This is a genomic window from Azospirillum argentinense (genome assembly GCF_000632475.1).
GTDB classification, from domain to species: Bacteria; Pseudomonadota; Alphaproteobacteria; order Azospirillales; family Azospirillaceae; genus Azospirillum; species Azospirillum baldaniorum.
Genome location: NZ_CP007795.1, coordinates 224,934 through 251,475 on the forward strand (window position 1 = coordinate 224,934; position 26,542 = coordinate 251,475).

General features: G+C 69.4%; 24 protein-coding genes. 9 read left to right on the forward strand and 15 right to left on the reverse strand.

The genetic code is table 11. From position 1 onward, the window contains the following. Positions 1 to 71: 71 nt before the first annotated feature. From ABAZ39_RS23565 to ABAZ39_RS23575, 3 genes are all read right to left on the reverse strand, one after another. Entirely contained in the window at positions 72 to 533 is a 462-nt protein-coding gene (locus ABAZ39_RS23565; RefSeq protein ID WP_040136259.1) for a hypothetical protein, read from the reverse strand. A 133-nt stretch (positions 534 to 666) separates the two neighbouring features. Beyond that, the gene (locus ABAZ39_RS23570) at positions 667 to 1,524 is read right to left on the reverse strand and encodes a ParB/RepB/Spo0J family partition protein (protein WP_051658455.1); all 858 of its coding nucleotides are present in this window, start codon (positions 1,522 to 1,524) and stop codon (positions 667 to 669) included. Then, on the reverse strand, positions 1,514 to 2,542 hold the full coding sequence (locus ABAZ39_RS23575; protein WP_051658456.1) for an AAA family ATPase: 1,029 nt from the start codon (positions 2,540 to 2,542) through the stop codon (positions 1,514 to 1,516). Before ABAZ39_RS23575 ends, ABAZ39_RS23570 begins: the two co-directional genes overlap by 11 nt. A 217-nt stretch (positions 2,543 to 2,759) precedes the next feature. Between ABAZ39_RS23575 and ABAZ39_RS23580 the strand changes: the two genes are divergently transcribed. The 6 genes from ABAZ39_RS23580 (at position 2,760) to ABAZ39_RS23605 (ending at position 8,445) form a co-directional block, all read left to right on the forward strand. Then, on the forward strand, positions 2,760 to 3,395 hold the full coding sequence (locus tag ABAZ39_RS23580; RefSeq protein WP_040136261.1) for a class I SAM-dependent methyltransferase: 636 nt from the start codon (positions 2,760 to 2,762) through the stop codon (positions 3,393 to 3,395). A gap of 133 nt (positions 3,396 to 3,528) precedes the next feature. Further along, positions 3,529 to 4,767, forward strand: a complete 1,239-nt coding sequence (locus tag ABAZ39_RS23585; protein WP_247881758.1) for an ABC transporter substrate-binding protein — start codon at positions 3,529 to 3,531, stop codon at positions 4,765 to 4,767. 65 nt (positions 4,768 to 4,832) lie between these two features. Then, positions 4,833 to 5,666 carry a carbohydrate ABC transporter permease gene (locus ABAZ39_RS23590; protein WP_200885649.1) on the forward strand — a complete coding sequence of 278 codons (834 nt, stop codon included), beginning with the start codon at positions 4,833 to 4,835 and terminating at the stop codon, positions 5,664 to 5,666. Positions 5,667 to 5,670: 4 nt separating this feature from the next. After that, positions 5,671 to 6,492: a carbohydrate ABC transporter permease gene (locus tag ABAZ39_RS23595; RefSeq protein WP_040136266.1), complete on the forward strand. Its 822-nt coding sequence runs from the start codon at positions 5,671 to 5,673 to the stop codon at positions 6,490 to 6,492. Between the two features lie 4 nt (positions 6,493 to 6,496). Further along, positions 6,497 to 7,573, forward strand: a complete 1,077-nt coding sequence (locus tag ABAZ39_RS23600; protein WP_040136268.1) for an ABC transporter ATP-binding protein — start codon at positions 6,497 to 6,499, stop codon at positions 7,571 to 7,573. A gap of 74 nt (positions 7,574 to 7,647) precedes the next feature. Further along, positions 7,648 to 8,445, forward strand: a complete 798-nt coding sequence (locus ABAZ39_RS23605) for a DeoR/GlpR family DNA-binding transcription regulator (RefSeq protein WP_014242462.1) — start codon at positions 7,648 to 7,650, stop codon at positions 8,443 to 8,445. Positions 8,446 to 8,463: 18 nt separating this feature from the next. On the opposite strand, the gene ABAZ39_RS23610 is transcribed toward ABAZ39_RS23605, so the two are convergent. Next, positions 8,464 to 9,963 carry an L-lactate permease gene (locus ABAZ39_RS23610; RefSeq protein ID WP_040137180.1) on the reverse strand — a complete coding sequence of 500 codons (1,500 nt, stop codon included), beginning with the start codon at positions 9,961 to 9,963 and terminating at the stop codon, positions 8,464 to 8,466. Between the two features lie 117 nt (positions 9,964 to 10,080). After that, positions 10,081 to 10,671 (reverse strand): NADPH-dependent FMN reductase, encoded by a 591-nt coding sequence (locus ABAZ39_RS23615; protein ID WP_040136271.1) that lies wholly within the window; start codon positions 10,669 to 10,671, stop codon positions 10,081 to 10,083. A gap of 413 nt (positions 10,672 to 11,084) precedes the next feature. Between ABAZ39_RS23615 and ABAZ39_RS23620 the strand changes: the two genes are divergently transcribed. Beyond that, complete coding sequence (locus tag ABAZ39_RS23620) at positions 11,085 to 13,031, forward strand: methyl-accepting chemotaxis protein (RefSeq protein WP_144243639.1); 1,947 nt, start codon at positions 11,085 to 11,087, stop codon at positions 13,029 to 13,031. 78 nt (positions 13,032 to 13,109) lie between these two features. Here ABAZ39_RS23620 and ABAZ39_RS23625 read toward each other — a convergent pair whose 3' ends face one another. From ABAZ39_RS23625 to ABAZ39_RS23665, 9 genes are all read right to left on the reverse strand, one after another. After that, complete coding sequence (locus ABAZ39_RS23625) at positions 13,110 to 13,613, reverse strand: L-2-amino-thiazoline-4-carboxylic acid hydrolase (RefSeq protein ID WP_014242467.1); 504 nt, start codon at positions 13,611 to 13,613, stop codon at positions 13,110 to 13,112. A gap of 24 nt (positions 13,614 to 13,637) precedes the next feature. Next, positions 13,638 to 14,363, reverse strand: a complete 726-nt coding sequence (locus tag ABAZ39_RS23630) for an ABC transporter ATP-binding protein (RefSeq protein WP_040136275.1) — start codon at positions 14,361 to 14,363, stop codon at positions 13,638 to 13,640. Further along, entirely contained in the window at positions 14,360 to 15,127 is a 768-nt protein-coding gene (locus tag ABAZ39_RS23635) for an ABC transporter ATP-binding protein (RefSeq protein WP_040136277.1), read from the reverse strand. The genes ABAZ39_RS23630 and ABAZ39_RS23635 overlap by 4 nt, the downstream gene beginning before the upstream one ends. Further along, positions 15,124 to 16,152 (reverse strand): branched-chain amino acid ABC transporter permease, encoded by a 1,029-nt coding sequence (locus ABAZ39_RS23640; RefSeq protein WP_199228224.1) that lies wholly within the window; start codon positions 16,150 to 16,152, stop codon positions 15,124 to 15,126. The genes ABAZ39_RS23635 and ABAZ39_RS23640 overlap by 4 nt, the downstream gene beginning before the upstream one ends. Next, the gene (locus ABAZ39_RS23645) at positions 16,139 to 17,053 is read right to left on the reverse strand and encodes a branched-chain amino acid ABC transporter permease (protein ID WP_040136279.1); all 915 of its coding nucleotides are present in this window, start codon (positions 17,051 to 17,053) and stop codon (positions 16,139 to 16,141) included. The genes ABAZ39_RS23640 and ABAZ39_RS23645 overlap by 14 nt, the downstream gene beginning before the upstream one ends. 53 nt (positions 17,054 to 17,106) lie before the next feature. Next, positions 17,107 to 18,219, reverse strand: coding sequence for an ABC transporter substrate-binding protein (locus ABAZ39_RS23650; RefSeq protein WP_040136281.1), 1,113 nt, complete (start codon positions 18,217 to 18,219; stop codon positions 17,107 to 17,109). Positions 18,220 to 18,298: 79 nt separating this feature from the next. Further along, positions 18,299 to 18,832 (reverse strand): L-2-amino-thiazoline-4-carboxylic acid hydrolase, encoded by a 534-nt coding sequence (locus tag ABAZ39_RS23655; RefSeq protein ID WP_040136284.1) that lies wholly within the window; start codon positions 18,830 to 18,832, stop codon positions 18,299 to 18,301. 2 nt (positions 18,833 to 18,834) lie between these two features. Beyond that, positions 18,835 to 20,160, reverse strand: a complete 1,326-nt coding sequence (locus tag ABAZ39_RS23660) for an NAD(P)/FAD-dependent oxidoreductase (RefSeq protein ID WP_081863290.1) — start codon at positions 20,158 to 20,160, stop codon at positions 18,835 to 18,837. A gap of 310 nt (positions 20,161 to 20,470) precedes the next feature. After that, entirely contained in the window at positions 20,471 to 21,643 is a 1,173-nt protein-coding gene (locus tag ABAZ39_RS23665) for a M20 aminoacylase family protein (RefSeq protein ID WP_040136286.1), read from the reverse strand. Positions 21,644 to 21,818: 175 nt separating this feature from the next. On the opposite strand from ABAZ39_RS23665, the gene ABAZ39_RS23670 reads away from it, so the two are divergent. Both ABAZ39_RS23670 and ABAZ39_RS23675 read left to right on the forward strand, forming a co-directional pair. Further along, positions 21,819 to 22,412, forward strand: a complete 594-nt coding sequence (locus ABAZ39_RS23670; RefSeq protein WP_040136287.1) for a TetR/AcrR family transcriptional regulator — start codon at positions 21,819 to 21,821, stop codon at positions 22,410 to 22,412. Positions 22,413 to 22,415: 3 nt separating this feature from the next. After that, positions 22,416 to 25,826: an acyl-[ACP]--phospholipid O-acyltransferase gene (locus ABAZ39_RS23675; protein ID WP_040136289.1), complete on the forward strand. Its 3,411-nt coding sequence runs from the start codon at positions 22,416 to 22,418 to the stop codon at positions 25,824 to 25,826. Between the two features lie 12 nt (positions 25,827 to 25,838). Here the strand turns inward: ABAZ39_RS23675 and ABAZ39_RS23680 are convergent, their stop codons facing one another. Next, on the reverse strand, positions 25,839 to 26,432 hold the full coding sequence (locus ABAZ39_RS23680; protein ID WP_040136291.1) for an O-methyltransferase: 594 nt from the start codon (positions 26,430 to 26,432) through the stop codon (positions 25,839 to 25,841). Between the last annotated feature and the right edge of the window lie 110 nt (positions 26,433 to 26,542).

Sequence of the window (26,542 nt, forward strand, 5' to 3'; positions counted from 1 at the left end):
CTGAGTTGTGGGGGCGCTGAGTTGGGGAGGCGGCGGGGAGAGGAAAGACTCCCCGCCGTTCCGGAGGCGCGTCAGCTCGGGCGGCCGGAGATCTGGACGGCCAGATCGCGGATCGCCTTCAGGTTGGTGCTGACGATGTCGCTGCTCTTGGTGACCTGGGCGAGATGGAACTCGGTCAGGCTGTGGTAGGCGGTGTTGGTCGCGAAATCGCGGCTGATCAGGTTCTCGATGTCGCCGGTGACCAGATTCACCTGGGTCTGGAACGCCTCGATGGTCGTTCCGGACTTCGGACGGCAGGTGAAGCCGACCTGATTGGGATCGTCCTGGACCACGTCGATGTCGGCGATCGCGGTCACCACGGTCAGCGTGACCAGCCGGTCCAGCTTGTCCGCGATGGTGTTCAGCAGGGAGTTCGCCTTGCCCTGCTCGTTCTGGATGACGGCGGCGCCGCTCGGCGGCGGCGCTGCGGGCGCCTGAACGGCCGGCAATTGGCTGGTGGAAGCGGTCGGGTCGGCGACGGCGGTATCGGACATGGCTGCACCCTTCTGGGGACGGATGGCGTAACATCGCCAAGCATCGCGCAAGAGTCGAACTCTGTCCAATGACCGCTACCGACGAGGAGGCGTGATAAAAAAATTCCAGTTCTCGTAGTTTTTTTCCAGGATCTCACTCGCGCAAAAGCGCGTCGATGGCGTCGCGCAGAGCGCGCAACTCCTGCCGCTGGTCCTCGGCCAGCGCATGGCCCGACGCGCGGAGGCTGTGAATTTTGTCCACATTGCTGCGCAACGCCCGCAAAGCGGGTGCCGCGGACGGAGTGGCCGGGAGGGCCGCCTTGCGCTCCTGCTTGGCGTTGCGCACGTCCTTCACGGTCAGGCCGTCGCCGGCCCGTTTCCAGAGCGTGAGCTGAATCGCCTCGTCAGGCAGTTCGGCCAGTTCCATGAGAAGGGACACGGAGACGGCGGGCCGGTCCGGAGCCTCCTCCAGGATGCGGGCGGGCAGGCGCAGGATGCCCAGCAGGCGGGCCACATACTCCTGCGACTTGCCGATCAGGACGGCGGCCTGCTCCTGGGTCAGCCCCTTGTCGCCGATCAGCCGGGCGAGGGTCAAAGCGAGGTCGATGGGGTGCAGGTCGACGCGCTGGGCGTTCTCGATCAGGGCCAGCGCCTGCACGTCGTCGGTGTCGATGACCAGCGCTGGGATGGTCTCCCGCTCCAGGGTCCGGAAGGCCCAGTAGCGCCGTTCTCCGGCCACGATCTGGAAGCGGTCGGGGGCGACCTCCCGCACGTTGATCGGCTGCAGCAGCCCCCGCTCGCCGATCGAGGCGGCCAGTGCGGCGATGTCGGCCCCGCGGGCGTTGCGCCGCGGCTGGTCGGGGTTGGGCTCCACCTGCTCCAGCGGGATCTCGCGGTGGCGCATCTTGCCGGACAGGCCGAACAGTGCGGCGTTGCTGCCCCCGCCGCTGCCGGTGCGGCTGAGCGCCCGCTTGAACAGGCCGGCGTTGGAGGTGTCGAGCTTACGCGCCATGGCGCATCTCCTCCCCGGCGAGCGCCAGCAGGGCGTCGGCGATCTCGCGGTAACTCTCCGCGCCCGCGGAGTTCGGGTTGTAGGCAAGGCCGGGGCGCCCGGCCATCACGCTCTTGGAATAGTCGGCGGCGCGCTTGACCGGAGAGAAGAGGTGGAGTTGCTCCGCTGCGGCAAGCTCGCGCAGCTCCTTCATCACCGTCTCGTCCTGAAGGCGGCGCGGGCTGTACATGGTCGGTAGGACGCCGAGGATCTGCAGGCGCGGATTCACCAGCTCGCGCACGCCGGCGATGGTCTCGAAGAGCTGCGGGATGCCCATCATCGACAGCATCTCCGTCTGGGTCGGAATCAGCAGCTGGTCGGCGGCGTTCAGCACCGAGACGGTCAGTTCGCCCAGATGCGGCGGGCAGTCCAGCACCACGAAGTCGTACTGGCCGGCGAGCTGAGCAATCTTGGCGCGCAGGATCAGCGTGCCGTTGGGCTGGCGCAGCAGCTCGCGGTCGGTCGCCGCCAGCGAGATGGAGGAGGGCAGCAGATCGAAAGCGCCGTCGCAGACCGGAGTCATGAACTCCCGCATCGGCCGGCTGGCCTTCAGCGCGTGGGTCAACGTCGCCTTGGCCAGTTCCCGCTCGTGCGGATCGACGCCCAGATGCACGGTGGCGTTGGCCTGCGGGTCGCAGTCGATCAGCAGCACGCGCCGCCCCGATTGGGCGAGCAGCCACGCGACGTTGACGCAGGTGGTCGTCTTGGCGACTCCGCCCTTCTGGTTGGCGGCGCAGAACACCACCGGGGCCGCCCGCACCGCCGCCGCCGCGGGGATGCCCACCGGCTCCGTCGCGGTCTTCAGGGCGCCCGCGACGTTCTGCGGAATCCGCTCCGCCCCGGTTTCCCAGCGGGAGATCTTGGCGCGGTCGTAGCGCCGGTTCAGCCGTTCGTTCAGCCAGCCGACCAGAGCCTGCTGGTTCATGCCGCGCTGTTCGCGGTAGCGGCGCAACTCCTCGCCGCTCATCTCGTGGGCCACGGGGGCATCCCTTATTTGGGGTGATCGCGCGGGCACCATGAGTCATGTTGATGGTGGTGTCAACTGCCGTGCAGCACATGTGATGACGCTTCGAAACGGACATGGATGCGAGCCTCGGCGTGGAACAAGGGGGGCGCGCTGCGGCTTTCCAGTGGTGCGAAAGGCCGCTATGGTCGCGGCCGAAAAAACCTGCGCCAGGAATCGTGAGGGAGACCCAATGGACGCCGACTCCATCCGCGCCGCCTACCGGCGCTACGCGCGCTTCTACGACCCCGTCTTCGGGAACCTGCTGGCGTCGGGCCGGCACGCCGCCGTGAAGTGGATCAACCGGCGAGGCGGCCTGCGCGTTCTGGAGGTGGGCGTGGGCACGGGCATCTCCCTGTCCGACTACCGCAAGGACAACCGCGTGGTCGGGATCGACCTGTCGTCGGACATGCTGCGCGTCGCCCAGGACCGGGTGGACCGCGAGCGGCTGGAGAATGTGGACGGCCTGCTGGAGATGGACGCCGGCACGCTCGCCTTCGCCGACGGCAGCTTCGACCTCGTGGTCGCCATGTATGTGATGACGGTGGTCCCCGACCCGCAGGGCACGATGAACGAGCTGGAGCGCGTCTGCCGTCCCGGCGGCGACATCCTGATCGTCAACCATTTCGCCGCCGACAAGCCGGGCGTTCGCCGCTCGGTGGAGAACTGGATGGCGCCCTTTTCCAAGAAGCTGGGCTGGCGGCCCGACTTCACGCTGGACACTCTGATGTCCGGTTCCCGCCTGAAGGTCGAGGAGTTGCAGACCGTCCCGCCCTTCGGCCTGTTCAGCCTGCTGCATTGCCGCCGCGAGGCCGCCACCCCCGCCTGACGGCCGGGGCATAAGCGTCAGGGAACTCGACCGCGGCCATTGCAGTTTCCCTTCCGGACCTGGATCGACCGGGAATGGAAGGGGCTCCATGGCGTGGCGATGGGCGCGGCGGTGCGCATTGCTCTTGGCGGGGATGCTGACGGCCGTCTCGGCGCTGCCCGCCGCCGGGGCGACGGTGACGCTCGCCTGCAGCGGGCTCGGCATCAGCTTCGACCTGTGCCGCGACGGCGCCCAGGAGTGGGCGCGGCGCAGCGGGAACGAGGTGCGTTTCGTCTCCCCGCCCAAGGGGGCGAGCGAGCAGCTGGCGCTCTACCAGCAACTCCTTGCCGCCGGATCGGCGGACATCGACGTGTTCCAGATCGATGTGGTCTGGCCGGGCATCCTCGGCAACTACTTCATCGATCTGAAGGACCGCGCCGGGCCGGATGTTGTTCGCCAACATCTTCCAGCGATGATCGAGGCCGCGACGGTCAAGGGCCGGCTGGTCGCAATGCCCTGGTTCGCCGACGCCGGGGTCCTCTATGCCCGAAAGGATCTGCTGGAGGCCCACGGGCGCCCCGTCCCGCAGACCTGGGAGGAGCTTCAGGACACCGCCGCCCTGATCCAGCGGGCCGAGCGCGCCGCCGGGCGCGACCGCATGTGGGGCTATGTCTGGCAGGGCCGCGCCTATGAGGGCCTGACCGTCAACGCGCTGGAATGGATCGCCAGCCGCAACGGCGGCACCATCGTCGACCCCGACGGCACCATCACCATCGACAACCCGCAGGCCGCCGAATCGCTGGCCATGGCCCGCGGCTGGGTCGGCTCGATCAGCCCGCCCGGAGTCCTCAATTACATGGAGGAGGAGGCGCGCGGCGTCTTCCAGTCCGGCAACGCCGTCTTCATGCGCAACTGGCCCTACGCCTGGACACTGGTCAACGCGGCCGACAGCGCGGTCGGCGGCAAGGTCGCCGTGGTGCCGCTGCCCAAGGGCGGGCCGGGCGGGCACCACACGTCCACGCTGGGCGGGCAGTTGCTGGCGGTCAGCAAATTCTCCGCCCATGCGGACGAGGCCGCCGATCTGGCGCTTTACCTGACCGGGGTGGCCGAGCAGAAGCGCCGGGCTATCCACGGCGCATCCAACCCGACCATCCCGGCGCTCTACGAGGATGCGGAGGTGGTGGCCGCCAATCCCTTCTTCGCGGCGCTGGCCGACTCCATCGCCAACGCGGTCAACCGCCCGGCCCAGGCGACGGGCATGCGCTACAACCAAGTGTCGGCGGAGTTCTACGCCAACGTCCACGAGGTGCTGACCGGACGGCAGGACGCCAAGGCGATGCTGCCGGACCTCAAGGAGGCTCTGGTCCGCATCAGCCGGGGAGGGCGCTGGTGAGCGGTCTTCCGCAATCCAGTCTGGAGCGGCAGCGGCGCCGGGCGGCGTGGCTGTTCCTGCTGCCGATGCTGATCGTTCTGGCGGGGGTGGCCGGCTGGCCGCTGTTCCGCACCGTCTTCTTCTCCTTCACCGACGCGACGCTCGCCACGCTGGACGGCTTCCAGGGGGTGGGGCTGGACAATTACCTGTGGCTGCTGCGCGATCCCGTCTGGTGGCGGGCAGTACGGAACACGCTGGTCTTCACCGTGGTGTCGGTGGGGATCGAGACGGCCTTGGGGCTGGGAATCGCGCTGATCCTGAACGCGCATCTGCCGGGACGCGGTCTGCTGCGCGCCGCCGTTCTGATCCCCTGGGCGATCCCAACCGTGGTATCGGCCCAGATGTGGGGCTGGATGTTCCACGACCTCTATGGCGTGGTGAACGCCGCCCTGATGGGGCTGGGGGTGATCGCCGAACCGAGGGCCTGGACCGCCGATCCCGATCTGGCGCTGCCGGTGGTGATCGCGGTCGATGTCTGGAAGTCCACGCCCTTCATGGCGCTGCTGATCCTGGCCGCCCTCCAGATGCTGCCGCGCGACCTCTACGAGGCGGCGCGGGTGGACGGGGTGCATCCGGTGAAAGTGTTCCTCCGCATCACCCTGCCGCTGATCCGTCCGGCGCTGATGGTGGCGGTGCTGTTCCGCACGCTGGACGCGCTGCGCGTGTTCGACCTGATGTATGTGCTGACCGGCAACAGCCGGTCCACCATGTCGATGTCAGTCTACGCCCGGCAATATCTGATCGACTTCCAAGACGTGGGCTACGGCTCCGCCGCGGCGACTCTGCTGGTCCTGGTGCTGGCGGTGGCGACCGTGCTGGCGGTGACGCTCGGCCGCGTCCGCGTCGATGCGGGGAGGTGAGGGAATGGGCCTGAAGCGCATCGCCTTTGCTCTCGTGGTTCTGGGAATCGTCGCCTGGGCGGTGTTTCCCTTCGCCTGGGCCATCGTCACCTCGCTGAAGGCGGGCAGCGCGCTGTTCACGGTGGAGGCATGGCCGTCGCAGCCTTCGCTGGCGAATTACGCGGCGATCTTCAAGGAGCAGCCCTTCGGGCGGAACATCCTGAATTCGCTGGTGGCCGCTTCGGCGGTGGTGGCGCTGTCGCTGGGGCTGGCGGTTCTGGCCGCCTACGCGCTGGGGCGGGTGCGCTTCCGCGGGCGGGGGCTGCTGCTGTTCGTGGTGCTGGGCGTGTCGATGTTCCCGCAGGTCGCCGTGCTGTCGGGCCTGTTCGAGCTGGTGCGCTGGCTCGGCCTCTACAACCGGATCGGCTCGCTGGTGCTGTCCTACCTGATCTTCACGCTGCCCTTCACCGTCTGGGTGCTGACCACCTTCATGCGCGAGCTGCCGAAGGAGCTGGAGGAGGCCGCCATGGTGGACGGCGCCGGCCCCTTCGTGATCGTGACGCGGGTGTTCCTGCCGCTGATGGGGCCGGCGCTGGCGGCGACCGGTCTGCTCGCCTTCATCGCCGCCTGGAACGAGTTCCTGTTCGCCCTGACCTTCACCCTGACCGACGACGCGCGCACCGTGCCGGTGGCGATCGCGCTGATGTCGGGGGCCAGCCAGTACGAACTGCCCTGGGGCCAGATCATGGCGGCGTCGGTTGTGGTGACGGTGCCGCTGATCGGGCTGGTGCTGCTGTTCCAGCGGCGGATCGTATCCGGCCTGACCGCCGGCGCTGTGAAGGGGTAGGGCGATGGCGGGCGTCACGCTGCGCGGGGTGCGCAAGAGCTTCGGGCGGATCGAGGTCATCCACGGCGTCGATCTGGAGGTCGCGGACGGCGAGTTCGTCGCCTTCGTCGGGCCGTCCGGCTGCGGCAAGTCCACCCTGCTGCGCCTGATCGCCGGTCTGGAGGAGCCGAGCGGCGGGGACCTGTTCATCGGCGGGCAGCGGATGAACGACCGGCCGCCGGCGGCGCGCGGCATCGCCATGGTCTTCCAGTCCTACGCGCTCTACCCGCACATGACGGCCTACGAGAACATGGCCTTCGGCCTGACGCTGGCGCGGACCGACAAGGGGACCATCGCGGAGCGGGTGCGCGACGCCGCGCGGCTCTTGCAGATCGAGGACCTGCTCGACCGCAAGCCGCGCGACCTGTCCGGCGGGCAGCGCCAGCGCGTCGCCATCGGGCGGGCCATCGTGCGCGAGCCGCAGGTCTTCCTGTTCGACGAACCGCTGTCCAACCTCGACGCCGGCCTGCGCGTCCAGATGCGTCTGGAGATCGCCAAGCTGAAGGCCGACCTGCGCGCCACCATGATCTACGTGACCCACGATCAGGTGGAGGCGATGACCCTGGCCGACCGCATCGTCGTGCTGAACGCCGGGCGGGTGGAGCAGGCCGGCACGCCGCTGGAGTTGTACCACCGCCCGCGCAACCGCTTCGTCGCCGGCTTCATCGGCTCGCCGGCCATGAACTTCCTGGACGTGGTCTCGGAGGGGCGGGCGGACGGGTCGGTGCGGGTGTGGTTGCCCGGCGGGGTGCCGCTGGACGTTGCTGTGGACGGCGCCGCGCCGCCGGCGGGCACGCCGCTGACCTTGGGCGTGCGGCCGGAGCATGTCGGGCTGGCGGACGGCGGGGCCGGGCTGCTCGCCGCCATCCTGGCGGTGGAGCGGCTGGGCGGCGAGACCCATTGCCACGCCGCGCTGGAGGATGGGCAGCGGCTCCTGGTCCGCCTGGACGGCGACCGGCCGGTGGCGGCGGGCGAGCGCTTGCGCTTGAACCTGCGGGGCGAAACCGCGCATCTCTTCGGTCCGGACGGGCAAAGGCTCTGAGCGCCGTGGCGGGGTGAGCTGCACCGCTTTCGAATGAACTTGCGGGCGAAGCGGCGGTCGGCTTGAATGCCGCCATGGACATCATGACTCCCCGGCAGACCGACATCCTGGCGCTGGCCCGCACGCAGGGGCGCGTGCTGGTCGACGATCTGGCCGCCCGCTTCAACGTCACGCCGCAGACCATCCGCAAGGACTTGAACGAGCTGTGCGACCGCCGCCTGCTCCAGCGGGTCCATGGCGGCGCCGTCGCCGGATCGGGGGTCGAGAATCTCGGCTACGAGGCGCGGCGGCTGATCGCCCAGGACGAGAAGCGCGCCATCGGCCGCCGCGCGGCGGAGCTGGTGCCCGACAGCTCCTCCCTCTTCATCAACATCGGCACGACGACGGAGGAGGTGGCCCGCGCCCTTCAGGGGCGGAGCGGGCTGGTGGTCATCACCAACAACATCAACGTCGCCAACCTGCTGCGCCCCGAGCCGCACATCGAGGTGATCGTGGCCGGCGGCGTGGTGCGGCGGTCCGACGGCGGCATCGTCGGCGAGGCCGCCATCGACTTTTTCAACCAGTTCATGGCTGATTTCGCGGTGATCGGCGCTTCGGCCATCGACGAGAGCGGGGCGCTGCTCGACTTCGACTACCGCGAGGTGCGGGTGTCGCAGGCGATCATGGCGAACGCCCGCCACGTCATCCTGGTCGCCGACCGTGGCAAGCTGGAGCGCACCGCCCCGGTGCGCATCGGCCACATCTCGCAGGTCCACACTTTCGTCACCGACGTCCTGCCCTCCGACCGGCTGGCCCGCATCTGCCGGGAATCCGGCGTGCGGGTGGAGGAGCTGTTCCCCGACCGCGCGACGGAGCCGGAACCCCAGGACTGATTGAGGGGAGGCGGGGGATCACACCAGCCAGACCCAGACGGTGACGACGAGGAGCAGCGACGCCGTGGAGGCGACGCCGATGGGCAGAGCCAGCCGGTAGATCGCGGACTCCGCCTTGGTCAGCCCCAGCAGGCTGGAGGCCAGCACGATCCGGCCCGGAGTCAGCAGCGTGCACACGCTGCCGGCCACCACCTGGATGGCGGCGGCGGTGATCAGCGGCAGGCCGCTGCCCGAGGCCAGATTGACCTGGATGTGCATCATCAGGGCGTTCGACGCCGTGTTGGAGCCGGTCAGCATCCCCGTCGCCGCCCCCAGCACCGGGACTGCCAGCACGGCGGCGGAGCCCGCCACCGCCTGCCACGCCTGCCCGAAGGCCGTGGCCCCGCCGGAGGCGGCCATGAAGGCGGCCAGCTCCACGAAGACCAGGGTCGCCGCCATCGGGACCAGCGCAGCGCGCAGCGCGGGGCCGGCCACCGCCAGGGCGCGCCCGCGCGGCAGGCTCGCGAGCATGACCAGGGCGATGGCGACCAGCCATGTCGAGGGGTGGCGCAAGAGGGGCATCGGCGCCAGCCCGCCGAATGGGTCGAGCACCAGCCGGTCCGCCGTCCAGCCCGACAGCGGTGGCACCAGCCGCGTCGCCATCAGCCCGCCGACCAGAACCACGTAGGGCCACAGCAGGGCCAGCAGCCGCGACAGGCCGGCGGCGTCGCGCGGCAACCGCCGCGCCTCCACCGCCAGCAGAAGCACCGCCGTCGCCAGCCCGCCGCCCAGCTCTGGCGCCACGTAGCGGTTGGTCAGCCAGAGCAGCCCGGCCAGCGCCAGCATCAGGGCGACGTCCCTGGCCCGGTCGGTCAGGCTGGAGGTCAGGCCGGCGCCGTGGATCAGCCGCCAGAACACCAGCAGCAGGCTGGGCAGCACGACCACCATCAGAGCGGCGCTGGCCGTCCCAAGCTCGGTGAAGGACACGCCGATCAGCTCCGCCCCGACCCGCGTGCCGACGCCCAGCGCCCCCCAGGGGGCGAGCATCTGGCTGAACAGGCCCAGCGCCGCGGCGTGGGCCGGCGGCAGGTTCAGCGGGCGCAGCATGGCGAGCGCCACCACCAGCCCGACGCCGAATCCGGTCACCGATTCGGCGAAGGGACCGGCGAGCAGGCAGGCGACGAAGACGGCGCGGCGGCGCTCGGCCGGTGTCTTCGCCTCGACCTGCGCCTCGGCCTTGACGGCGCGGGCCTCGAAAGCGCGGTGGAACAGCAGGCCCGCCGCGATGATCGACATGGCGTGCCACGCCAGCCAAGCCCCTTCGCCGGCCTTCAGCGCGACGGTGGGAAGCAGGCCGGGCAGTCGGGCCAGCCAATCCGGAGCGGTGGCGCCGCTCGGCTGCGCCACCATCAGGGCCGCCATCAGCACCCCGGCGGCCAGCGCCATGCCCGCGGTTCCGGCGGTCAGCATGCTGACGCGCCGGGACACCAGAAGGGCGACGGTGGCGGCGAGCGGCAGCAGATGGAGGGTCAGGGGCATGATCGACACTAGGGACCGTGATTGAAGCGTGCTGATATACTAATATCGGTACGTTTCAGCCAGCCCCATCGGTCTTTGCGCGGCTGCCCCGCGCGCCCGGCCCCTCCTTCCGAAGGTTCAGGCGCCCCCGGCGCCGCGCAGCAGGGCGATTTCCGACAGAAGGTCGTCGATGGCGGCCAGCGCGAAGTCCAGCGCGGCTTGGTCGGTCAGGCGACCGTCCTTGATCTTCTCGTGCACCATGCCGATGACCACCTGCGGGCGGGCGATGACCCGGCCCATCATGCCGGACAGCGTCTCGCGCATCTCGTGCTGGGCACGCACGCCGCCGGTGAAGGCGGGGGAGGCGGTCATGATGAGGATCGGCTTGCCCCGCACCGGCGACTTCATGGCCGGGCGCGACGCCCAGTCCAGCGCGTTCTTCAGCACGCCCGACATGCCGTAATTGTATTCCGGAGAGATGATGACCAACCCGTCGGCCGCGGCGATGGCGTCGCGCAGGGCGGTGGCCGGGGCGGGTGTGTTCTCCGCGTCCAGGTCGGGATCGTAGGGCGGGATGTCGTTCAGCGCGAACAGCGTCATCTCCGCCTTGTTGCCCGCCTTGTTGCCCAGCGAGTCGGCGAGCGTGTTCAGCACCGCGGTGCAGTGGGAGTGGCGGCGGATGCTGCCGGAAAGACCGAGAAGGCGGACGGGCTTGGCGGTGTCGGTCATCGTGGCTGTCCTGTTGCGGTTTGAGAGGGATGTCCGTTCCAACGGTGCGCGTGGAGGATGGTGCCGCCCCCGCCATCGCTCCGCAACCCGGAGGAACCGATGGCCGGCGCCGATCTTGAATCGGGACGGACTCCGTAGAATCCACAATAGGGGCGAAGCGCCTCGAAAACGTTTAAAATACAAGACAAATCGCCGATTTTCTCAACGCCAGCAGTGACCTAGCGGATGGACGGCTCCCTGAACGCCTCTGACTTAGGTCGGGTAGGGTGCGACAATATGGGGGTGATTTTCTGGCCTTAATACAGTAGAAATAAAACTTAAGTAGTGTTTTATGCGTGTTCTCCGCGACGGGGTGCTGGCTTATGCGCGATAATGGACCGGTTACGAACCGCGAAATCGAAATGACCGACGATATGCTGCTTGTGTCGCGAACCGACACCCGCGGCAAAATTACGTTCGTCAATAAAGCATTCGTTGATATTAGCGGTTTCTCAGAAACGGAATTAATCGGCGCCCCCCACAACGTTGTCCGTCATCCGGACATGCCCCCGGCGGCCTTCGCCAACCTGTGGGAAACCATCAAGGATGGCCGGCCGTGGGAAGGTCTGGTCAAGAACCGCTCCAAAAACGGTAACCATTACTGGGTGAAGGCAAACGTCACCCCGATCACCGAGAAGGGCGTGGTGACGGAGTACATCTCGATCCGCACCAAGCCGACCCGCGAGGCGGTGGCGGAGGCCGAGCGCATCTACGCCGAGATCCGCGCCGGGCGCGGCCAGCAGTACGGGTTGCTGGACGGCCAGATCGTCCGCCGCGGCTTCGGGGTCTGGCTGGGCAATCTGGCGTCCAGCATTGCCGGACGGATCGTGGCGACCACCGGCCTGCTGCTGCTGACCGTCATGGTCCTCGGCTGGCTGAGCCTGACCGGCAGCGACAGCGTTGAGGTCTTCGTCGGGCTGATGCTGTTCGGCCTGCTGGTGGCCGGCGTCGGCACGCTCAGCGTTCTGGGCACGGTCCGGCGCCCGCTCGGGCTGGTCGAAACCCATCTCGACGCCATCGCCCGCGGCGACCTGATGACCAACGTCCCCAGCTCCGGCGTGGCGGAGTTCGCCCGCATCCGGTCGCAGATCCGCGCCGTCAAGGCGAAGCTGAGCTACTCCATCCAGGAGCGCGCGGAACGTCAGCGCCAAGCGGAGGAGGAGCGCATCACCGCCCTCCAGGCCATGGCCGAGACGGTGGAGCGCGAGGCCAGCCACGCGGTGGAGCAGGTCGCCCTGCGCACCGGCGGCATGGCCCAGGACGCCGATGCCATGGCGACCTCCGCCGAGCGGGTCAGCATCAACGCCCAGAACGTCGCCGCGGCGGCGGAGGAGGCGCTGGCCAATGCCCAGACCGTGGCGGCGGCGACGGAGGAGCTGGCGGCCTCGATCCGCGAAATCTCCGCCCAGATCGCCCATTCCAGCGCGGTCACCCGCCGCGCCGTAGAGAACGGCCAGCGCACCCAGGGCACCATCCAGTCGCTGTCCGAGGCGGTCGGCCGCATCGACGAGGTGGTCAAGCTGATCACCGACATCGCCAGCCAGACCAACCTTTTGGCGCTGAACGCGACCATCGAGGCGGCGCGTGCGGGCGAGGCCGGCAAGGGCTTCGCGGTGGTGGCGCAGGAGGTGAAGAACCTCGCCAACCAGACCGCCCGCTCCACCGAGGAGATCACCCGCCTGATCGCGGAAATCCAGGGGGTGACCAGCACCGCCGTGGGTGCGGTGGCGGAGATTGGCGACACCATCGGCGAGATCGACCAGATCTCCAGCGCCATCGCCGCGGCGATGGAGGAGCAGGCCGCCGCCACCCAGGAAATCAGCCGCAACGTGGTGGAGACCTCCAACGCCGCGCAGGAGGTGTCGGTGCGCATCGCCGCCGTCTCCAGCGACGCCGACCAGACCGGTTCCCAGGCCTCGGGCGTGCGGGCCGGTTCGGACGAGGTGGCGACCAGCATCGACGAGTTGCGCCGGGTGCTGGTGCGCGTCGTCCGCACCTCCACGACCGACGCCGACCGCCGCCGCAGCCCGCGCTACCGGGTCAACGAGGCGTGCATCGCCGTGGTGCACGGGCGCGACCAGCCCGGCACCCTGACCGACCTGTCGAACGGCGGCGCGATGCTGAACGGGATCGCCGGTCTCGGTGTGGGCGACCGCGGCACCCTGCGGCTCGACCGCTTCGGCCTGACCGTCGCCTTCGAGGTGCGGGCCATCGACAAGGCGGCGGTCCATGTCCGCTTCGCCGAAAGCGACGTGGCCCAGCCGCGCTTCCGTGACGTCTTCACCCAGCTCACCCGCGGGCTTCAGCCGGTGGCGGCCTGACGAATTGCAGCCTGTCCTGAAAAAGCGACGGCCCGGCGTGCGGAACGCCGGGCCGTCGTCGTTTCGGGCTTTCCCCCGTCAGCCCTGTGGCTTGTCCACGCGGTAGCGGAAGTCGCAATGGCTGGCGCCCTGCATGATGGTCTGCGTCCGCTCCATCTTGATCGACGGGTCGTAGCCCGTGCAGAAGGCGGCGTCGCGGTTGCAGGACAGCAGGTGTCCGATGTGACCCAGCCCCATCTCCCGGTACATCTCGGCGTAGCGGCAGCGGGTGACGTTGTAGTCGAACCGCGTCTCGTCCTGGTGCAGCACCTCCAGCCGCAGCGCGTCGTCCTTGGTCCACAGCGGCTGCAGGTCGGCGAAGCTTTTCAGGCTGGTGCCGTTCGGCTCGGTCGCGGCGAAGGCCGCGGCGGATTCCACGGCGGCGCGGGTGATGGCGGCGCCCAGGATGTCCTGCGCCACCGCCTCGCCCAGCCGGGCGGCCATCTCCTCATAGACCGGCTTCAGGATCGCCGCCTCGATCCCGCGGCGCTCCAGCATGCCCATCGCGGGCTTGGCCGCGGGCGTGTCGGTCGGTTCGGTCATCGGTGTCTCCGTCTCAAGAAGCCGTCAATGCGCATGCCCGCCGAGATAGGCTTCGGCGATGCGGGGATCGTCGCGGAGCTGGGCGGCCGGTCCGGCCAGCACGATGCGCCCGTCCTCCATCACCGCCGCGTGGTCGGCGACCCGCAGGGCGGCGCGGGCGTTCTGCTCGACCAGCAGGATCGACACGCCCTCCGCCCGGATGCGCTGCACCAGATCGAAGATTTGGGCGACCACCATCGGGGCCAGCCCCAGCGACGGTTCGTCGAGCAGAAGCAGGGCCGGACGGCGCATCAGGGCGCGGGCGATGCACAGCATCTGCTGCTCGCCGCCCGACAGCGACCCGGCGTTCTGGCGCAGGCGCTCCCTCAGGACCGGGAACATGTCGAGCATCCGGTCGAGTTCGCCGAGCCCGATGTCGCCACCGCCGAGCACCAGATTCTCCCGCACGCTCATGTTGGAGAAGATCTGGCGGCCTTCCGGCGCCTGCGACAGGCCGAGCTTGACGATGCGGTGGGCGGGCAGGTTGGCGATGGGCTCGCCGCGGAAGGCGATGCCGCCCCGGCTCGCCCGGTAGACGCCCGAGATGGCCCGCATCAGCGTCGTCTTGCCGACGCCGTTGGAGCCCAGCACGGCGACGATGGCGCCCTGCGCCACGGTCAGGTCGATGCCGTGCAGGATCTCCTGCGGCCCCATGGTGACGTGCAGGTTCTCGATCGCGAGGATCGGCGCGTCGGAGTGCGGCTGGCTCATGCGTCCACCCCCAGATAGGCTTCCAAGACCGCCGGATCGCGGCGGATGGCGTCGGGCGGGCCGTCGGCGATCTTGCGGCCGGAGGCGAGCACCAGGATGCGCTGGCAGATGCTCATGACCAGGGTCATGTCGTGTTCCACCAGCATGATGGTCAGGCCGGTGCTGTGCAGCCGCTTGATGAAGTCGGCCAACGCTCGGGTCTCGGTGTCGTTCAGGCCGGCGGCGGGCTCGTCGAGGATCAGGAAGCGCGGCTGCATCGCCAGCGCGCGGGCGATCTCCAGATACTTGCGCTGGCCGTAGGGCAGGTTGGCCGCCAGTTCACCCGCCACATGGGTTAGGCCGACGGCCTCCAGCGCTTCCCAGGTGCGCCGGCTGATCTCGGCGGAGCGGGCGCCGCCCCCGGCGAGGGAGCCGAACAGCGCCCCCAGCGCCCCCTGCGGCAGCGCGCCGACCGCGCCCACCGACACGTTGTCGAAGACCGACATGTTCGGGAAGACGCGCAGGTTCTGGAAGGTGCGACTGATGCCCAGCCGGGCCACCTGGTTGGTCTTCAGCCCGCTGATGGTCCTGCCGTCGAAGGCGACGGTGCCCGACGACAGCGGCGTGAAGCCGGAGATCAGGTTAAACAGGGTGGTCTTGCCGGCGCCGTTGGGACCGATCAGCCCGACCAGCTCGCCCTCGTCCACATGGCCGGTCACGTCGTTCACCGCCAGCACGCCGCCGAAGCGGCGGCTGACGTTGCGGATGTCGAGAAGATGGGTCATCGCCAGCCGATCCCTTCGCCCTTCACGGTGTTGCGCCACGCCGCCCCCAGCTGGCGCCGCGCGAGCTGGAGCGCGGAGACCTCGCCCAGCAGGCCCTTCGGCAGCAGCAGGATCGACAGGAACATCACCAGACCGACCATGATGTTGCGGAAGTCGCCGAAGGCGCGCAGCCCTTCCGGCAGCAGGATCAGCAGAAGCGCGCCGATCACCGCGCCGGGCAGGCTGCCCAGGCCGCCCACCACCACCATCGCCAGGATCAGGATGGATTCGGAGAACTTGAAGTCGCCCGGCGAGATGTAGCCGGTCATGTGCGCCCACAGGCTGCCGGCCACCCCGGCGAAGAAGGCCGACAGCGTGAAGGCCTCCATCTTCAGGCGCGCCGTGCTGACCCCCATGGCGTCGGCGCATTGGTCGTCCTCGCGGATCGAGCGCAGGGCGTTGCCGTAATAGGAGTGGCTGAGCCGCCCGATCGCCAGCACGCACAGCGCCACCACCGTCGCCACCGTGTAGTAGGTGGCCAGCCGGCCCGACAGGCTGAAGCCGAACAGCTCCAGCCCCTTGGTGACGATGATGCCGTTGGGGCCCTTGGTGAACTCCACCCAGTTCAGCATGACCAGATAGAGCATCTGCCCGATGGCCAGCGTCGCCACGGCGAAATAGATGCTGACCAGCCGCATGGTCGGCAGCGCCACCAGGAAGGCGATCAGCGCCGCCACCAGACCGGACAGCGGCAGCGTCACCGTGAAGCCCAGCCCGAACTTGGTGGACAGCAGGGCGGCGGTGTAGGCGCCGACCCCATAGAAGGCGGCGTGCCCGAGATGAAGCAGCCCGGCCACCCCGGTGACCAGATGCATGGAGGCGGACAGCAGGATGAAGATCAGCGCCAGATTGGCGATCTGGTAGAAATAGCCGCGGTCGAAGCCGGCCAGCACGGCCGGCAGCCCGACAAAGACCAGCAGGGCGAGCAGGAGCGGAATCAGAGCGCCTTGCCCGCGCCGCGGCGCCGACAGGTCAGACACGTTCACGGCGCGCTCCAAACAGTCCGTTGGGGAAGAAGATCAGGGTCAGGATCAGGAAGCCGTAGGCGACCATGTCCGACCAGCCCGACGACACGAAGGTCGTCGCCATGCTCTCCGAGATGCCCAGGATCAGGGCGCAGATCACCGCACCGGGGATCGAGGACAACCCGCCCATCACCATGGCGACGAAGGCCTTGATGCCCGGCACGAAGCCCATGGCGGGGAAGATGGCGCCGTAATAGAGCCCGGTCAGGATGCCGGCCGCCGCCCCCATCATCGAGCCGACGACGAAGGTCATGATGATGGTGCGGTCGGTGTCGATGCCGACATACTTGGCGCCCAGCGGGTTGTTCGACACCGCCCGGATCGACAGGCCGATGCGGGTGCGGGTCAGCAGATACTGGAGACCGATCAGCATCGCCGCGGCGACGCCGAAGATGATGAAGTCGCCGGTCACCAGGATCACCGGCCCGATGCGCACCGGCGTGTTGATGAGATACTCGAACGGGACGGAGCGCATCTGCGACCCGAACACGATCTCCAGCGCCTCGCGCACCACGATGGACACGGCGAGCGAGGACAGCAGGGTGGATTCGCGCATCGCCCGCGACTTCAGCGACGCTTCGTCGGTGAAGCGGCGGAAGGGTTTGAAGGCGATCCGCTCCAGCGAGAATCCGGCCATGGCGCCGATCGCCAGGGCGATGAAGATCACCGCGAAGATCGGCGGGGCCGTCGCGGAAATCAGCACCAGCCCGGCGAAGGCGCCCAGCGTATAGACCTCGCCATGGGCGAAGTTGACGACGTTCAGCACGCCGAAGATCAGCGTGAAGCCGATCGCCATCAGCGCGTAGGTCATCCCCAGCGACAGCCCGATGGCGAGCTGCTGGAGGTAGTAGGGGTCGATCATGCGGGCCGTTCGCTGGAGATCGTTGTCTTATCGGGTCGGTCTGTACGAAGCGGTCAGTCGGCGACCGGCACGAAGGCGCCGCCCTTGACCTCGACCTTCACCAGCTCCTTCTCGGCTTCGCGGTCGGCGCTGAAGCTGGTCTTGCCGGTCACGCCGGGGAAGTCCTTGGTCTCGGCCAGGGCGTCGCGCACCTTCTCGCGGGTCGGGTTCGGGTAGGCCTTTTCGACCGCAGCCAGCATGATGCGCACGGCGTCATAGGCCTGGGCCGGGAACTGGCCCGGAACCGCGCCGTTGGAGGCGGCCTTCCACTCCGTCACGAAATGCTGGATGTGCGGGGCCGGATCGGTCGGCAGGAAGTTGGAGGTCAGGTGCACGCCCTCCGCGGCTTCGCCGGCCAGCTCGATCAGCTTCGGGCTGTAAGCGGCCGAGGTCGAGTAGACCGGCGTCTTGATGCCGAGCTGCTGCACCTGACGCAAGAACTGCGCGCCGTCCTCGTAGAAGAAGCCGGTGTAGATGGCGTCCGGCTTCGCGCGCTCCAGCTTGCTGATCAGCGAACGGTAATCCTTCAGGCCGCGGTTGAAGAACTCGGAGAAGACCACCGTGCCGCCGTTGGCCTTTACGCCGTCGGTGAAGCCGGAGACGACGGACTGACCCCAGTCGGTCTGCTCGGCGATGACGGCGATGTTCTTGTAGCCCTTGGACAGCATCCACTTGGCGTTGTAGGGGCCTTCCTGCGCCTGGGTGGCGATGTTGCGGAACTGGTACTTGGAAACCTTGGTGTAGTCGGGGTGCGAGGCCGTCTGCGAGAGCTGCGGCATCCCGGCGTCCTTGTAGACCTGGGCCGAGGCCATCGACACGCCCGAGGTGAAGTCGCCCAGCACGCCGACAATCGCCTTGTCGTCCACGAACTTGCGGGCGATGTTGGTGCCCTCCTTGGCGTCGGAGCGGCTGTCCTCGAAGACGATCTCCGCCTTGAAGGGCTTGCCGGACGCGTTGAACTCGGCCAGGGCGATCTCGGCGGCCTTGCGGAAATCCTGGCCGTACTGGGCGGTCTCGCCGGTCAGCGGCAGCTGGTAGCCGATCTTCACGGTGTCGGCGGCCAAGGCGGTGCCAGCCAGCGCGGCTGTCATGAGGGCGGCGAGGGAGGCGGTCTTCAGGGCGGTCATCGCGGGTGAACCTTTCTTGTGAAGGCCGGCTTCGAGGCCGGTGTTGGGCAGCGTCGTACGGTTGGGGGGCTTGCTCGGCTCAGGCGGCCTTGGGGCCGGGCAGGACCTTCAGGCGGCAACAGCCTTCGTCGCCGGGCTTCCAGGTCTCGCCGCGGAAGACGAAGCCGGCCGCCTCGAACAGGCCGCCGTCGATGGCGCCGGCCATGTTGCAGAGCAGTTCCAGATCCTCGTCGGACTTGCCCTGGGCCTGCCACGCCTCCTTCAGGGGACAGCGGTGGAAATGGATTTCCAGCGCGTTGCCGTCGCAGCGCTTGATCTCCGGCGCGAACATGGAATCGCGGTTCGGGATGCCGTCGAGGAAGGCGTGGCACAGGCCGGCGAGGTCGTCGGGGCCGTGCGCCGCGTACTTCACACCCATCGCCTCGCCCAGGCGGCGGGTCGCCTCGCGCCCGATGTCCAGCGCCGTCTCGGTGCCGTAGCGCTCGCGCAGCACGTCGAACATGTGGGCGTAGGACGCGGCCCGCATGGCGTAGGCGTTGCGCAGCTGCGTGGCGTGGTCCGGGGCGGCGCCAGCGGCGGGTGCAAAGGCCGGCGGCTTGGTGTCTTCAGTCATCGTCAGATTTCCCGGATGTCGTTCCAGCGGTATTGCAGGAGTTTGAACGGCCCGATGCGTTGCAGCAGGTCGTTGAAGGGCAGGGGGCGCGGCTCGGTCAGCGGCAGCGCCAGCTCCGCCGGATCGCGGCCCAGCGCGGCGTAGGCCAGCTCCCGCCCCAGCGAGACGGACAGGGCGACGCCGCGCCCGTTGCAGCCCGCCCAGGTGAAGGCGTTGGGGCCGAGCTGATGGACCCGCGGGGTGTAGTCGGTGGTCATGGCGATCCGCCCGTTCCACACATGGTCGAACCGCAGGCCGCGCAAGGTCGGGAACATGGAGGCCAGACGCAGGCCGACGATGCGGCGCAGCCGGTCGGCCCCGTCGATGGGAACCAGCAGTGCGCCGCCGCTGACCAGCCGGTGGTCGGCGGTGTAGCGCATGAAGCGCAGGTCGCCGTGGGTGTCCGACATGGCCTGACGGCCGGGCAGGATGCTGCGCCGCTGCGCTTCGTCCAGCGGCTGGGTGGCCATCTGCCAGGACAGGACCGGCACGACCTCCGTGCGGATCTCCGGGAAGACGGCGGCAGTGTAGCCGTTGGTGCCCAGCACCAGGGCATGGGCGGTCACCGTGCCGGCCGGCGTCCGGGCGACCCAGCGGTCGCCGCGCCGCTCCACCGAAAGGACCGGAGAGTTGATGAAGACCGACGCGCCGGCCTCCACCGCCTTGCCGGCCAGCCCGCGGGCCAGGGCCAGCGGGTTGATGTGGCCGCCGCTGCGGTTCATCCAGCCGCCGTAATAGACGTCGGTGCCCAGCAGGGCCGAAATGCCGGCGCGGTCGAGAAGCTCCACCGGAGCGCCGCGACTGCCCCACTGCTTCGCCCGCCGTTCGGCGATGGCGATGCGGCCCGGCGAATGGACGGGCTGCACCCAGCCGGTCTGCTCGGCCGCGCAGTCGATGCCCAGACGGCGAATCAGGGCGAACAGGGTCTCGGCGCTGTCGCGGATCAGCGCGACGAAGCGCTCGCCCCGTTCCGGCCCGAATTTGGCGACGAGGTCCTCGGGATCGGGGCGGGTCAGGGTCGGGATGACCTGCCCGTTGTTGCGCCCGGACGCGCCGCGCCCGATCTCCGACGCCTCCAGAACGATGGCGCGCTTGCCCGATTCGGCGGCGTGCAGGGCCGCCGACAGGCCGGTGAAGCCGCCGCCGATTACCAGCAGGTCGGCCTCCACCGCGTGTTCAAGCACCGGAAGGGCGGGCGGCGGCGGAGCCGTGGCTTCCCACAGGGAGTCGGGCCGCTGCCAGATGCCGCCGGTTCCAGGAACACCGGTCTTGTTCTCTATCGCCTTCACCGTGCCTTGTCCCACGTCTGTCGGGTGAAATCGGCCCGATCATGGGACAAATTGCATACCCGGGCAATTACCATAGCGAGGACGCGGTAATTTTCCTGTTTTATACGCAAACCATAGGGAGATAGGAATGATTTTTACAAAGGTGACCGTAATGATCGCGGTGACCTTTGTAACCCTCTCCCCTCTGGGGAGAGGGTGGCCCGTAGGGCCGGTGAGGGGGATGCGCTTTTGCCGAACACACCAACACGCGCAACCCCCTCACCCTAACCCTCTCCCCAGAGGGGAGAGGGAACTCGAGATGCGCTTGCCATCACGCCGCGCGCGGCAGCACGGTCTCGGCCAGCCGCACCCAATAGCTGAGGCCGATGGGCAGAACCGCGTCGTTGAAGTCGTAATGCGGGCTGTGCAGGTTGCGCCCGCCGTCCGACGGCCCGGCGCCGACCCAGACGTAGCAGCCCGGCCGCTGCTGCAGCATGAAGGCGAAGTCCTCAGCCCCCATGCTGGGCATCGGGTCCAGGTCCAGCCCCGATTCGCCGACGACTCCGGCGGCGGCGCGGCGGGCCAGTTCGGTCGCCCCGGCCTCGTTCACCGTGGAGGGGTAACGGCGCTCGTAGCGCATCTCCGCCTCGACCCCGAAGCCGCCCGCGATGGCCTTCGCCAACTCGCCCATGCGCCGCTCCACCATGTCCTGCACCTCCTTGCGGAAGGTGCGGGTGGTTCCACGCAGGACGGCGGTGGCCGGAAGGACATTCCACGTGTCGCCCGCGTGGAACTGCGTGACGCTGACCACGGCGGAATCGACGGGATGCACGCTGCGGCTGGCGATGGTCTGCCAAGCGTTGACGATCTGGGTGCCGGCCAGGATCGTGTCGGTGCCCAGATGGGGCATGGCGGCGTGGGTGCCCTTGCCGGTCAGGGTCAGCTCGAAGATGTCGTAGGCGGCCATGATCGGGCCGGGGCGCAGCGCGATCTTGCCGACCTCCAACCCCGGCCAGTTGTGCATGCCGTAGACCTGTTCGACGGGGAATTTCTCGAACAGCCCGTCCTCGACCATCACGCGCCCGCCGCCCTCGTTCTCCTCCGCAGGCTGGAAGACGAAGGCGATGGTGCCATGGAAGTTCGGATGCGCCGACAGGTGGCGCGCCGCGCCCAGCAGCATCGCCGTGTGCCCGTCATGCCCGCAGGCGTGCATGCGCCCCGAATTGCGGGAGGCGTGGGGCAGGTTGGTCTGCTCGTGGATGTGCAGGGCGTCCATGTCGGCGCGGAAGGCGACCGCCGGCCCCTCGCCGTTGCGCAGCACGCCGACCACGCCGGTCTTGGCAAGGCCGCGGTGAACCTCCAGCCCGAAGGAGGCCAGCTTCTCCGCCACGAAATCGCTGGTCCGCTCCTCCTCGAAGGCCGTTTCCGGGTGGGCGTGCAGGTCGCGCCGCCACGCGGTCATGTCGGCCGTCAGCGCCTCCGTCCCGTCGATCGTCCTCACCATGTCCCTGGTTCCCTGTGTTTCATGAGTGTGTGCGAATGATCTTGCCCAAAAAAGCACCCGCCGTGCAAAGCGCGTGGCGATGCGGTGCCGACACATCACCCTTGCAGCGCAGACCGGTTCCGTGCAGGATGTGAGTGAACGTTCACTCATGACAGACGTCACGAACGGAAGCGCCATGTCCAAAGATGCCCGCAGCGACGCACGCAACAAGGTCCGGGACGCCGCCATCGCGCTGTTCGCCCAGAAGGGGGTGAAGGCGACCACCATCAAGGACATCGCCCGCGCCGCCGGGGTGTCGGAGGGGGCGCTGTACCGCCATTGGGCCAGCAAGGAGGATCTCGCCGCCGCCCTGTTCGCCGCCGAATACACCGCCCTGTCGCACAGCCTGCGCGAGGCGGCGGGGACCGGCTCGGCGGCGGAGCGGCTGCGCCGCGTCATCGCCTGGGCCTTCGGGCTGGTCGAGGCGGCGCCGGACCGCGCGCGCTTCCTGCTGCTGTCGCAGCACGACGCGCTGCCGCTGGTGCCCGCCCTGATGAAAGACAAGTTGGAGACGCCGGTGGACGTGGTCTGCGCCATCGTCGGCGACGGCATCGCGGAGGGGAGCATCGTCGACGCTGATCGCGAGGCGCTGGCCCACACCGTGATCGGCGCCATTGTCCTCAACATCCAGTCGCACGTTTACGGACGGCAGACGGCCCCGCTCGGCACGCTGGCCGACACGGTCGCCGACGCGCTGCTGCGCGGCCTGTCCACCGGAAAGGAAACTTGAGCCATGGGCGAACTCGGTCTTCTCGCCACGCGGCGCTTCCTGCCGCTGTTCGTGACGCAGTTCCTCGGCGCCTTCGGCGACAACGTGCTGCGCGGCGCCATCGCGGTCCTGGCCGTCTACGGCATGGCGGGAACGGCGGGAGACGGCGCGCTGATCTCGACGCTCGCCGCGGCGGCCTTCACTGTGCCCTTCCTGCTGTTCTCGGCGACCGCCGGCCAGCTGGCCGACCGGTTCGACCGCACGCTGATCGCCCGCGCGGTGAAGGTGGCGGAGATCGGCCTGATGACGATCGCCGCATGGGGCATCCTGCGCGCCGACCTCGGCGTGCTGGTCGTCGCGCTGGTCGGCATGGGCGCCCATTCCACCGTCTTCGGGCCGGTCAAGTATGGCCTGCTCCCTGATTTGCTGAAGCCGGAAGAGCTGACCGCCGGCAACGGTCTGGTGGAGGCCGGGACCTTCGTGGCGATCCTGCTCGGCACCATCGCCGGCGGCTCGCTCGCCCTGGCCCACCCGCTGGCGCTTCCGGGGCTGCTCGGGGCGACGGCGCTGGGCGGGCTGGCGGCGTCGCTGCTGATCCCGCGGGCGGGCAACGCCGACCGGACGGTGCGCGTCGGGCTGAACCCGGTGTCGGTCACCCTGCGCGTTCTGCGCGCCACCGCGCAGGACCGCGTGTCGATGCTGGCGATCTACGGCATCTCCGTCTTCTGGGGCGTCGGCGCGGTCGTCATGGCGCAGTTCCCGGCCATCGCGCGGGAAACGCTGGGCACCGACAGCGAGGGGGCGACCCTGCTTCTGGCGGTCTTCGCCGTCGGCGTGGCGGTCGGCTCGGTCTATGCCGGGCTGGGTCACCGGGTGCCGTCGCGCGCCGACGCGCGGCGCGCCGCCCTGGCGGGCCTCGTCGCGGCGGTGGCCGGTGCGGCGCTGCCCTTCCTGACGCCCGACGCGCCGTCGGCGGAGCCGCTGTCGGCGCTGGCGCTGCTGGCCCAGCCCTGGGCGATGCCGCTGCTGGCCGACCTGTTCCTGATCGCCGCCGCGGGCGGCGCCTTCGCCGTGCCGCTCTACGCGCTGATCCAGCATCGCGCGGCGGCCTCGGCCCGCGCGCGGGTGATCGCGGCAGCCAACGTGGTCAACGCGCTGTTCATGGTGGTCGGCTCGGGCATCGCGGCGGCCATGCTGGCGCTGGGCGTGACACCGCTGACCGTCGCCGCCTGGGGCGGGGCGAGCATGCTGGCCGCCGTCGTCCTGGCGCTCGCCATCGACGCGGTGGGACTGGGGCGGGCGCTGGCCCGCGCCTTTTTCCGGCTGGCCTTCCGGGTCGAGCTGCGCGGCGCCGAGCATCTGGAGCGGCTGGAGGGTGCGGCCGTCGTCACGCCGAACCACCAGTCCTTCCTCGACGGCGCGCTGCTCGCCGCCTTCCTGCCGGGGATGCGCTTCGCCGTGGACAGCTTCATCGCGCAGCAGGCCTGGGCCAAGCCCTTCCTGGCGCTGGCCGACCATGTGACCATCGACCCGACCAAGCCGATGGGCACGCGCCTGCTCGCCCGCAGCCTGGCCGAGGGCCACAAGATCTGCATCTTCCCGGAGGGGCGGATCACCGTCACCGGCTCGCTGATGAAGATCAACGGCGGCCCCGGCATGCTGGCCGATAAGGCGGGCTGCCCCATCGTGCCGGTCTGCATCGAGGGGGCGCAGCGCTCGATCCTGTCGCGGATGCACGGGCGGCTGCGGCTGGGCCTGTTCCCGCGGATCACCATCACGGTCATGCCGCCGGTCGCCACCCCGGACGTGACGGGTCTGGCCGGCAAGAAGCGGCGGGCGGCGCTGAAGTCCTGGCTGTCGCGCGTCATGACGGAAACCGTCTTCGCGGCCGGGCAGCGGCGCGACACGCTGGCGCTCGCCTTGCTGGAGGCCGGACGGAAGACCGGCTGGGGCAAGGCGGCGGTGCAGGACGGTGACTTCACGACGCTGTCCTACCGCGCCCTGACCGCGCGCTCCCTGGTGCTGGGCCGCATCCTGGCCCGTGGTACCGAACCGGGCGAGGCGGTGGGCGTGCTGCTGCCGACCGCTTCGCCGACCGCGGCGGTGTTCTTCGGGCTGGCGGCCTACGGGCGGCCGGCGGCGATGCTGAACTTCACCGCCGGGGCGGAGGCCATCAAGGCCGCCTGCCGCGCCGCCGGGCTGCGCCGCATCGTCACGTCGGCCCGCTTCGTGGAGATGGGACGGCTCGGCCCGCTGGTCGAGGCGCTCGCCGCCGAGCACAGCATCGTCTATCTGGAGGACGTGAAGCGCGGGCTGGGCATCGGCGACAAGCTGCGGGCGCTGGCCGCGTCGGTGGCGCCGGAACGCTTCCTGCCGGAGCAAGGGGAGCCGGACGACGTGGCGGCGATCCTCTTCACCTCGGGGTCGGAGGGGCCGCCCAAGGGCGTGGCGCTGACCCACGACAATCTGCTCGCCAACATGGCGCAGGTGGCCTCCGTCGTCGACTTCACGCGGCAGGACGTGGTGTTCAACTGCCTGCCGGTCTTCCACTCCTTCGGGCTGCTCGGCGGGATGCTGCTGCCGATCCTGAACGGGGTGAAGACGGTGCTCTACCCCAACCCGCGCCATGTCCGGCTGATCCCGGAACTGGTCTACCAGACCAACGCCACGGTGCTGTTCGGCACGGACTTCTTCCTGAACGCCTGGGCGCGGGCGGCGGACCCCTACGACTTCCGCTCGCTGCGGCTGGTCTTCGCCGGGGCCGAGCGGTTGCAGGAGGAGACGCGCCGCACCTACACGGAACGGCTGCGCGTGCATCTGCTGGAGGGCTACGGCACCACCGAGACCTCCCCGGTGATCGCGGTCAACACGCCGGCGCGCTTCCGCCCCGGCACGGTCGGGCAGGCCCTGCCCGGCATCGAGACGGAGCTGCTGCCGGTCCCCGGCGTGCCGGTCGGTGGGCGGCTGCGGGTGCGCGGGCCGAACGTGATGAAGGGCTACATGCGCGCCGACAACCCCGGCGTGGTGGAACCGCCGGAGGACGGCTGGCACGACACCGGCGACATCGTGGACATCGACGCCGACGGCTTCATCCGCATCGTCGGACGCGTCAAGCGCTTCGCCAAGGTGGCCGGGGAGATGGTCCCGCTGGGGCTGGTCGAGGAACTGGCGCTCCAGGCCGCGCCGGACGCCACCCACGCCGCGGTCTCCCTGCCGGACGCCCGGCGCGGGGAGCGGATCGTCCTGGTCACCGCCGGCGCCAGCCTGACGCGCGACGCGCTGGCGGCGGCGGCCAAGGCCAAGGGCGCGCCGGAGATCGCCATTCCCCGCGACGTGCTGCGGGTGGAGACGATCCCCCTGCTCGGCACCGGCAAGACCGACTACCCCGCCGTCAGCCGGCTGGCCGCGGAAATGCTGGCGAGCGAAACGGCCTGACGTGTGGTGAGGTCAGGGGCGGCAGGCGACGTGCAGCCCCTTGCCCACCGGGAAGATGGTGGAGCCGAAGCCGGGCAGGGCGTCCACCGCCGCGATGTAGCCGGCGATCTCCTGCGGGTGCGACAGGGCGTTGTCGGCCAGCAGCAGGCAATCCGGCTCCAGCTTCGGCAGCAGCAGGCGAAGCTGCTCCGGGGCGCTCCAGCGGTCGGCGTCGAAGAAGACACAGTCGAAGGGGCCGTCCAGCCCGGCCACCGTCTCCGTCGCGTCGCCGACCAGCAGGTTGACGCGGCTGGCCAGCCCGGCGCGCTCCAGGTTGGTGGCGGCCTGCGCGCTCTTGCCCGGATCGCGCTCGATGCTGGTCAGGGGGTCCGTGGCGCCGACGGCCTGCAACGCCGCGGCGAGCCACAGGGTGCTGACGCCATTGGATGTGCCGATCTCCAGCACCCGGCGGCGGCGCCCGCTGCGCACCAGGATGTGGAGAAGCTCCGCCGTCTCGCGCTCCAGGTTCAGCATCTTGCGGGCGCGGTCGCCCTCGCGCGCGTCGTTGTCGCGCCCATAGCTCTCAAGATCGCGGAGCACACGGTCGACGGAGTCATCCAGCAGCATGGTGTTGGTCCCGGTGGCGGAGATAGGGACAAGACCCTGCGCCGATTGTGGCCGTGGGGTCAAGAGAGTGCGGTCAATAGGCTGCGGTCAATGGAAAGCCCCCTCCCGCA

Coding starts and splice junctions, on each gene's coding strand:
- ABAZ39_RS23565 (WP_040136259.1), bottom strand. CDS start 533: ATGTCCGATACCGCCGTCGCCGACCCGACCGCTTCCACCAGCCAATTG.
- ABAZ39_RS23570 (WP_051658455.1), bottom strand. CDS start 1,524: ATGGCGCGTAAGCTCGACACCTCCAACGCCGGCCTGTTCAAGCGGGCG.
- ABAZ39_RS23580 (WP_040136261.1), top strand. CDS start 2,760: ATGGACGCCGACTCCATCCGCGCCGCCTACCGGCGCTACGCGCGCTTC.
- ABAZ39_RS23585 (WP_247881758.1), top strand. CDS start 3,529: ATGCTGACGGCCGTCTCGGCGCTGCCCGCCGCCGGGGCGACGGTGACG.
- ABAZ39_RS23590 (WP_200885649.1), top strand. CDS start 4,833: ATGCTGATCGTTCTGGCGGGGGTGGCCGGCTGGCCGCTGTTCCGCACC.
- ABAZ39_RS23595 (WP_040136266.1), top strand. CDS start 5,671: ATGGGCCTGAAGCGCATCGCCTTTGCTCTCGTGGTTCTGGGAATCGTC.
- ABAZ39_RS23600 (WP_040136268.1), top strand. CDS start 6,497: ATGGCGGGCGTCACGCTGCGCGGGGTGCGCAAGAGCTTCGGGCGGATC.
- ABAZ39_RS23605 (WP_014242462.1), top strand. CDS start 7,648: ATGGACATCATGACTCCCCGGCAGACCGACATCCTGGCGCTGGCCCGC.
- ABAZ39_RS23610 (WP_040137180.1), bottom strand. CDS start 9,963: ATGCCCCTGACCCTCCATCTGCTGCCGCTCGCCGCCACCGTCGCCCTT.
- ABAZ39_RS23615 (WP_040136271.1), bottom strand. CDS start 10,671: ATGACCGACACCGCCAAGCCCGTCCGCCTTCTCGGTCTTTCCGGCAGC.
- ABAZ39_RS23620 (WP_144243639.1), top strand. CDS start 11,085: ATGCTGCTTGTGTCGCGAACCGACACCCGCGGCAAAATTACGTTCGTC.
- ABAZ39_RS23625 (WP_014242467.1), bottom strand. CDS start 13,613: ATGACCGAACCGACCGACACGCCCGCGGCCAAGCCCGCGATGGGCATG.
- ABAZ39_RS23630 (WP_040136275.1), bottom strand. CDS start 14,363: ATGAGCCAGCCGCACTCCGACGCGCCGATCCTCGCGATCGAGAACCTG.
- ABAZ39_RS23635 (WP_040136277.1), bottom strand. CDS start 15,127: ATGACCCATCTTCTCGACATCCGCAACGTCAGCCGCCGCTTCGGCGGC.
- ABAZ39_RS23645 (WP_040136279.1), bottom strand. CDS start 17,053: ATGATCGACCCCTACTACCTCCAGCAGCTCGCCATCGGGCTGTCGCTG.
- ABAZ39_RS23650 (WP_040136281.1), bottom strand. CDS start 18,219: ATGACCGCCCTGAAGACCGCCTCCCTCGCCGCCCTCATGACAGCCGCG.
- ABAZ39_RS23655 (WP_040136284.1), bottom strand. CDS start 18,832: ATGACTGAAGACACCAAGCCGCCGGCCTTTGCACCCGCCGCTGGCGCC.
- ABAZ39_RS23665 (WP_040136286.1), bottom strand. CDS start 21,643: ATGGTGAGGACGATCGACGGGACGGAGGCGCTGACGGCCGACATGACC.
- ABAZ39_RS23670 (WP_040136287.1), top strand. CDS start 21,819: ATGTCCAAAGATGCCCGCAGCGACGCACGCAACAAGGTCCGGGACGCC.
- ABAZ39_RS23675 (WP_040136289.1), top strand. CDS start 22,416: ATGGGCGAACTCGGTCTTCTCGCCACGCGGCGCTTCCTGCCGCTGTTC.
- ABAZ39_RS23680 (WP_040136291.1), bottom strand. CDS start 26,432: ATGCTGCTGGATGACTCCGTCGACCGTGTGCTCCGCGATCTTGAGAGC.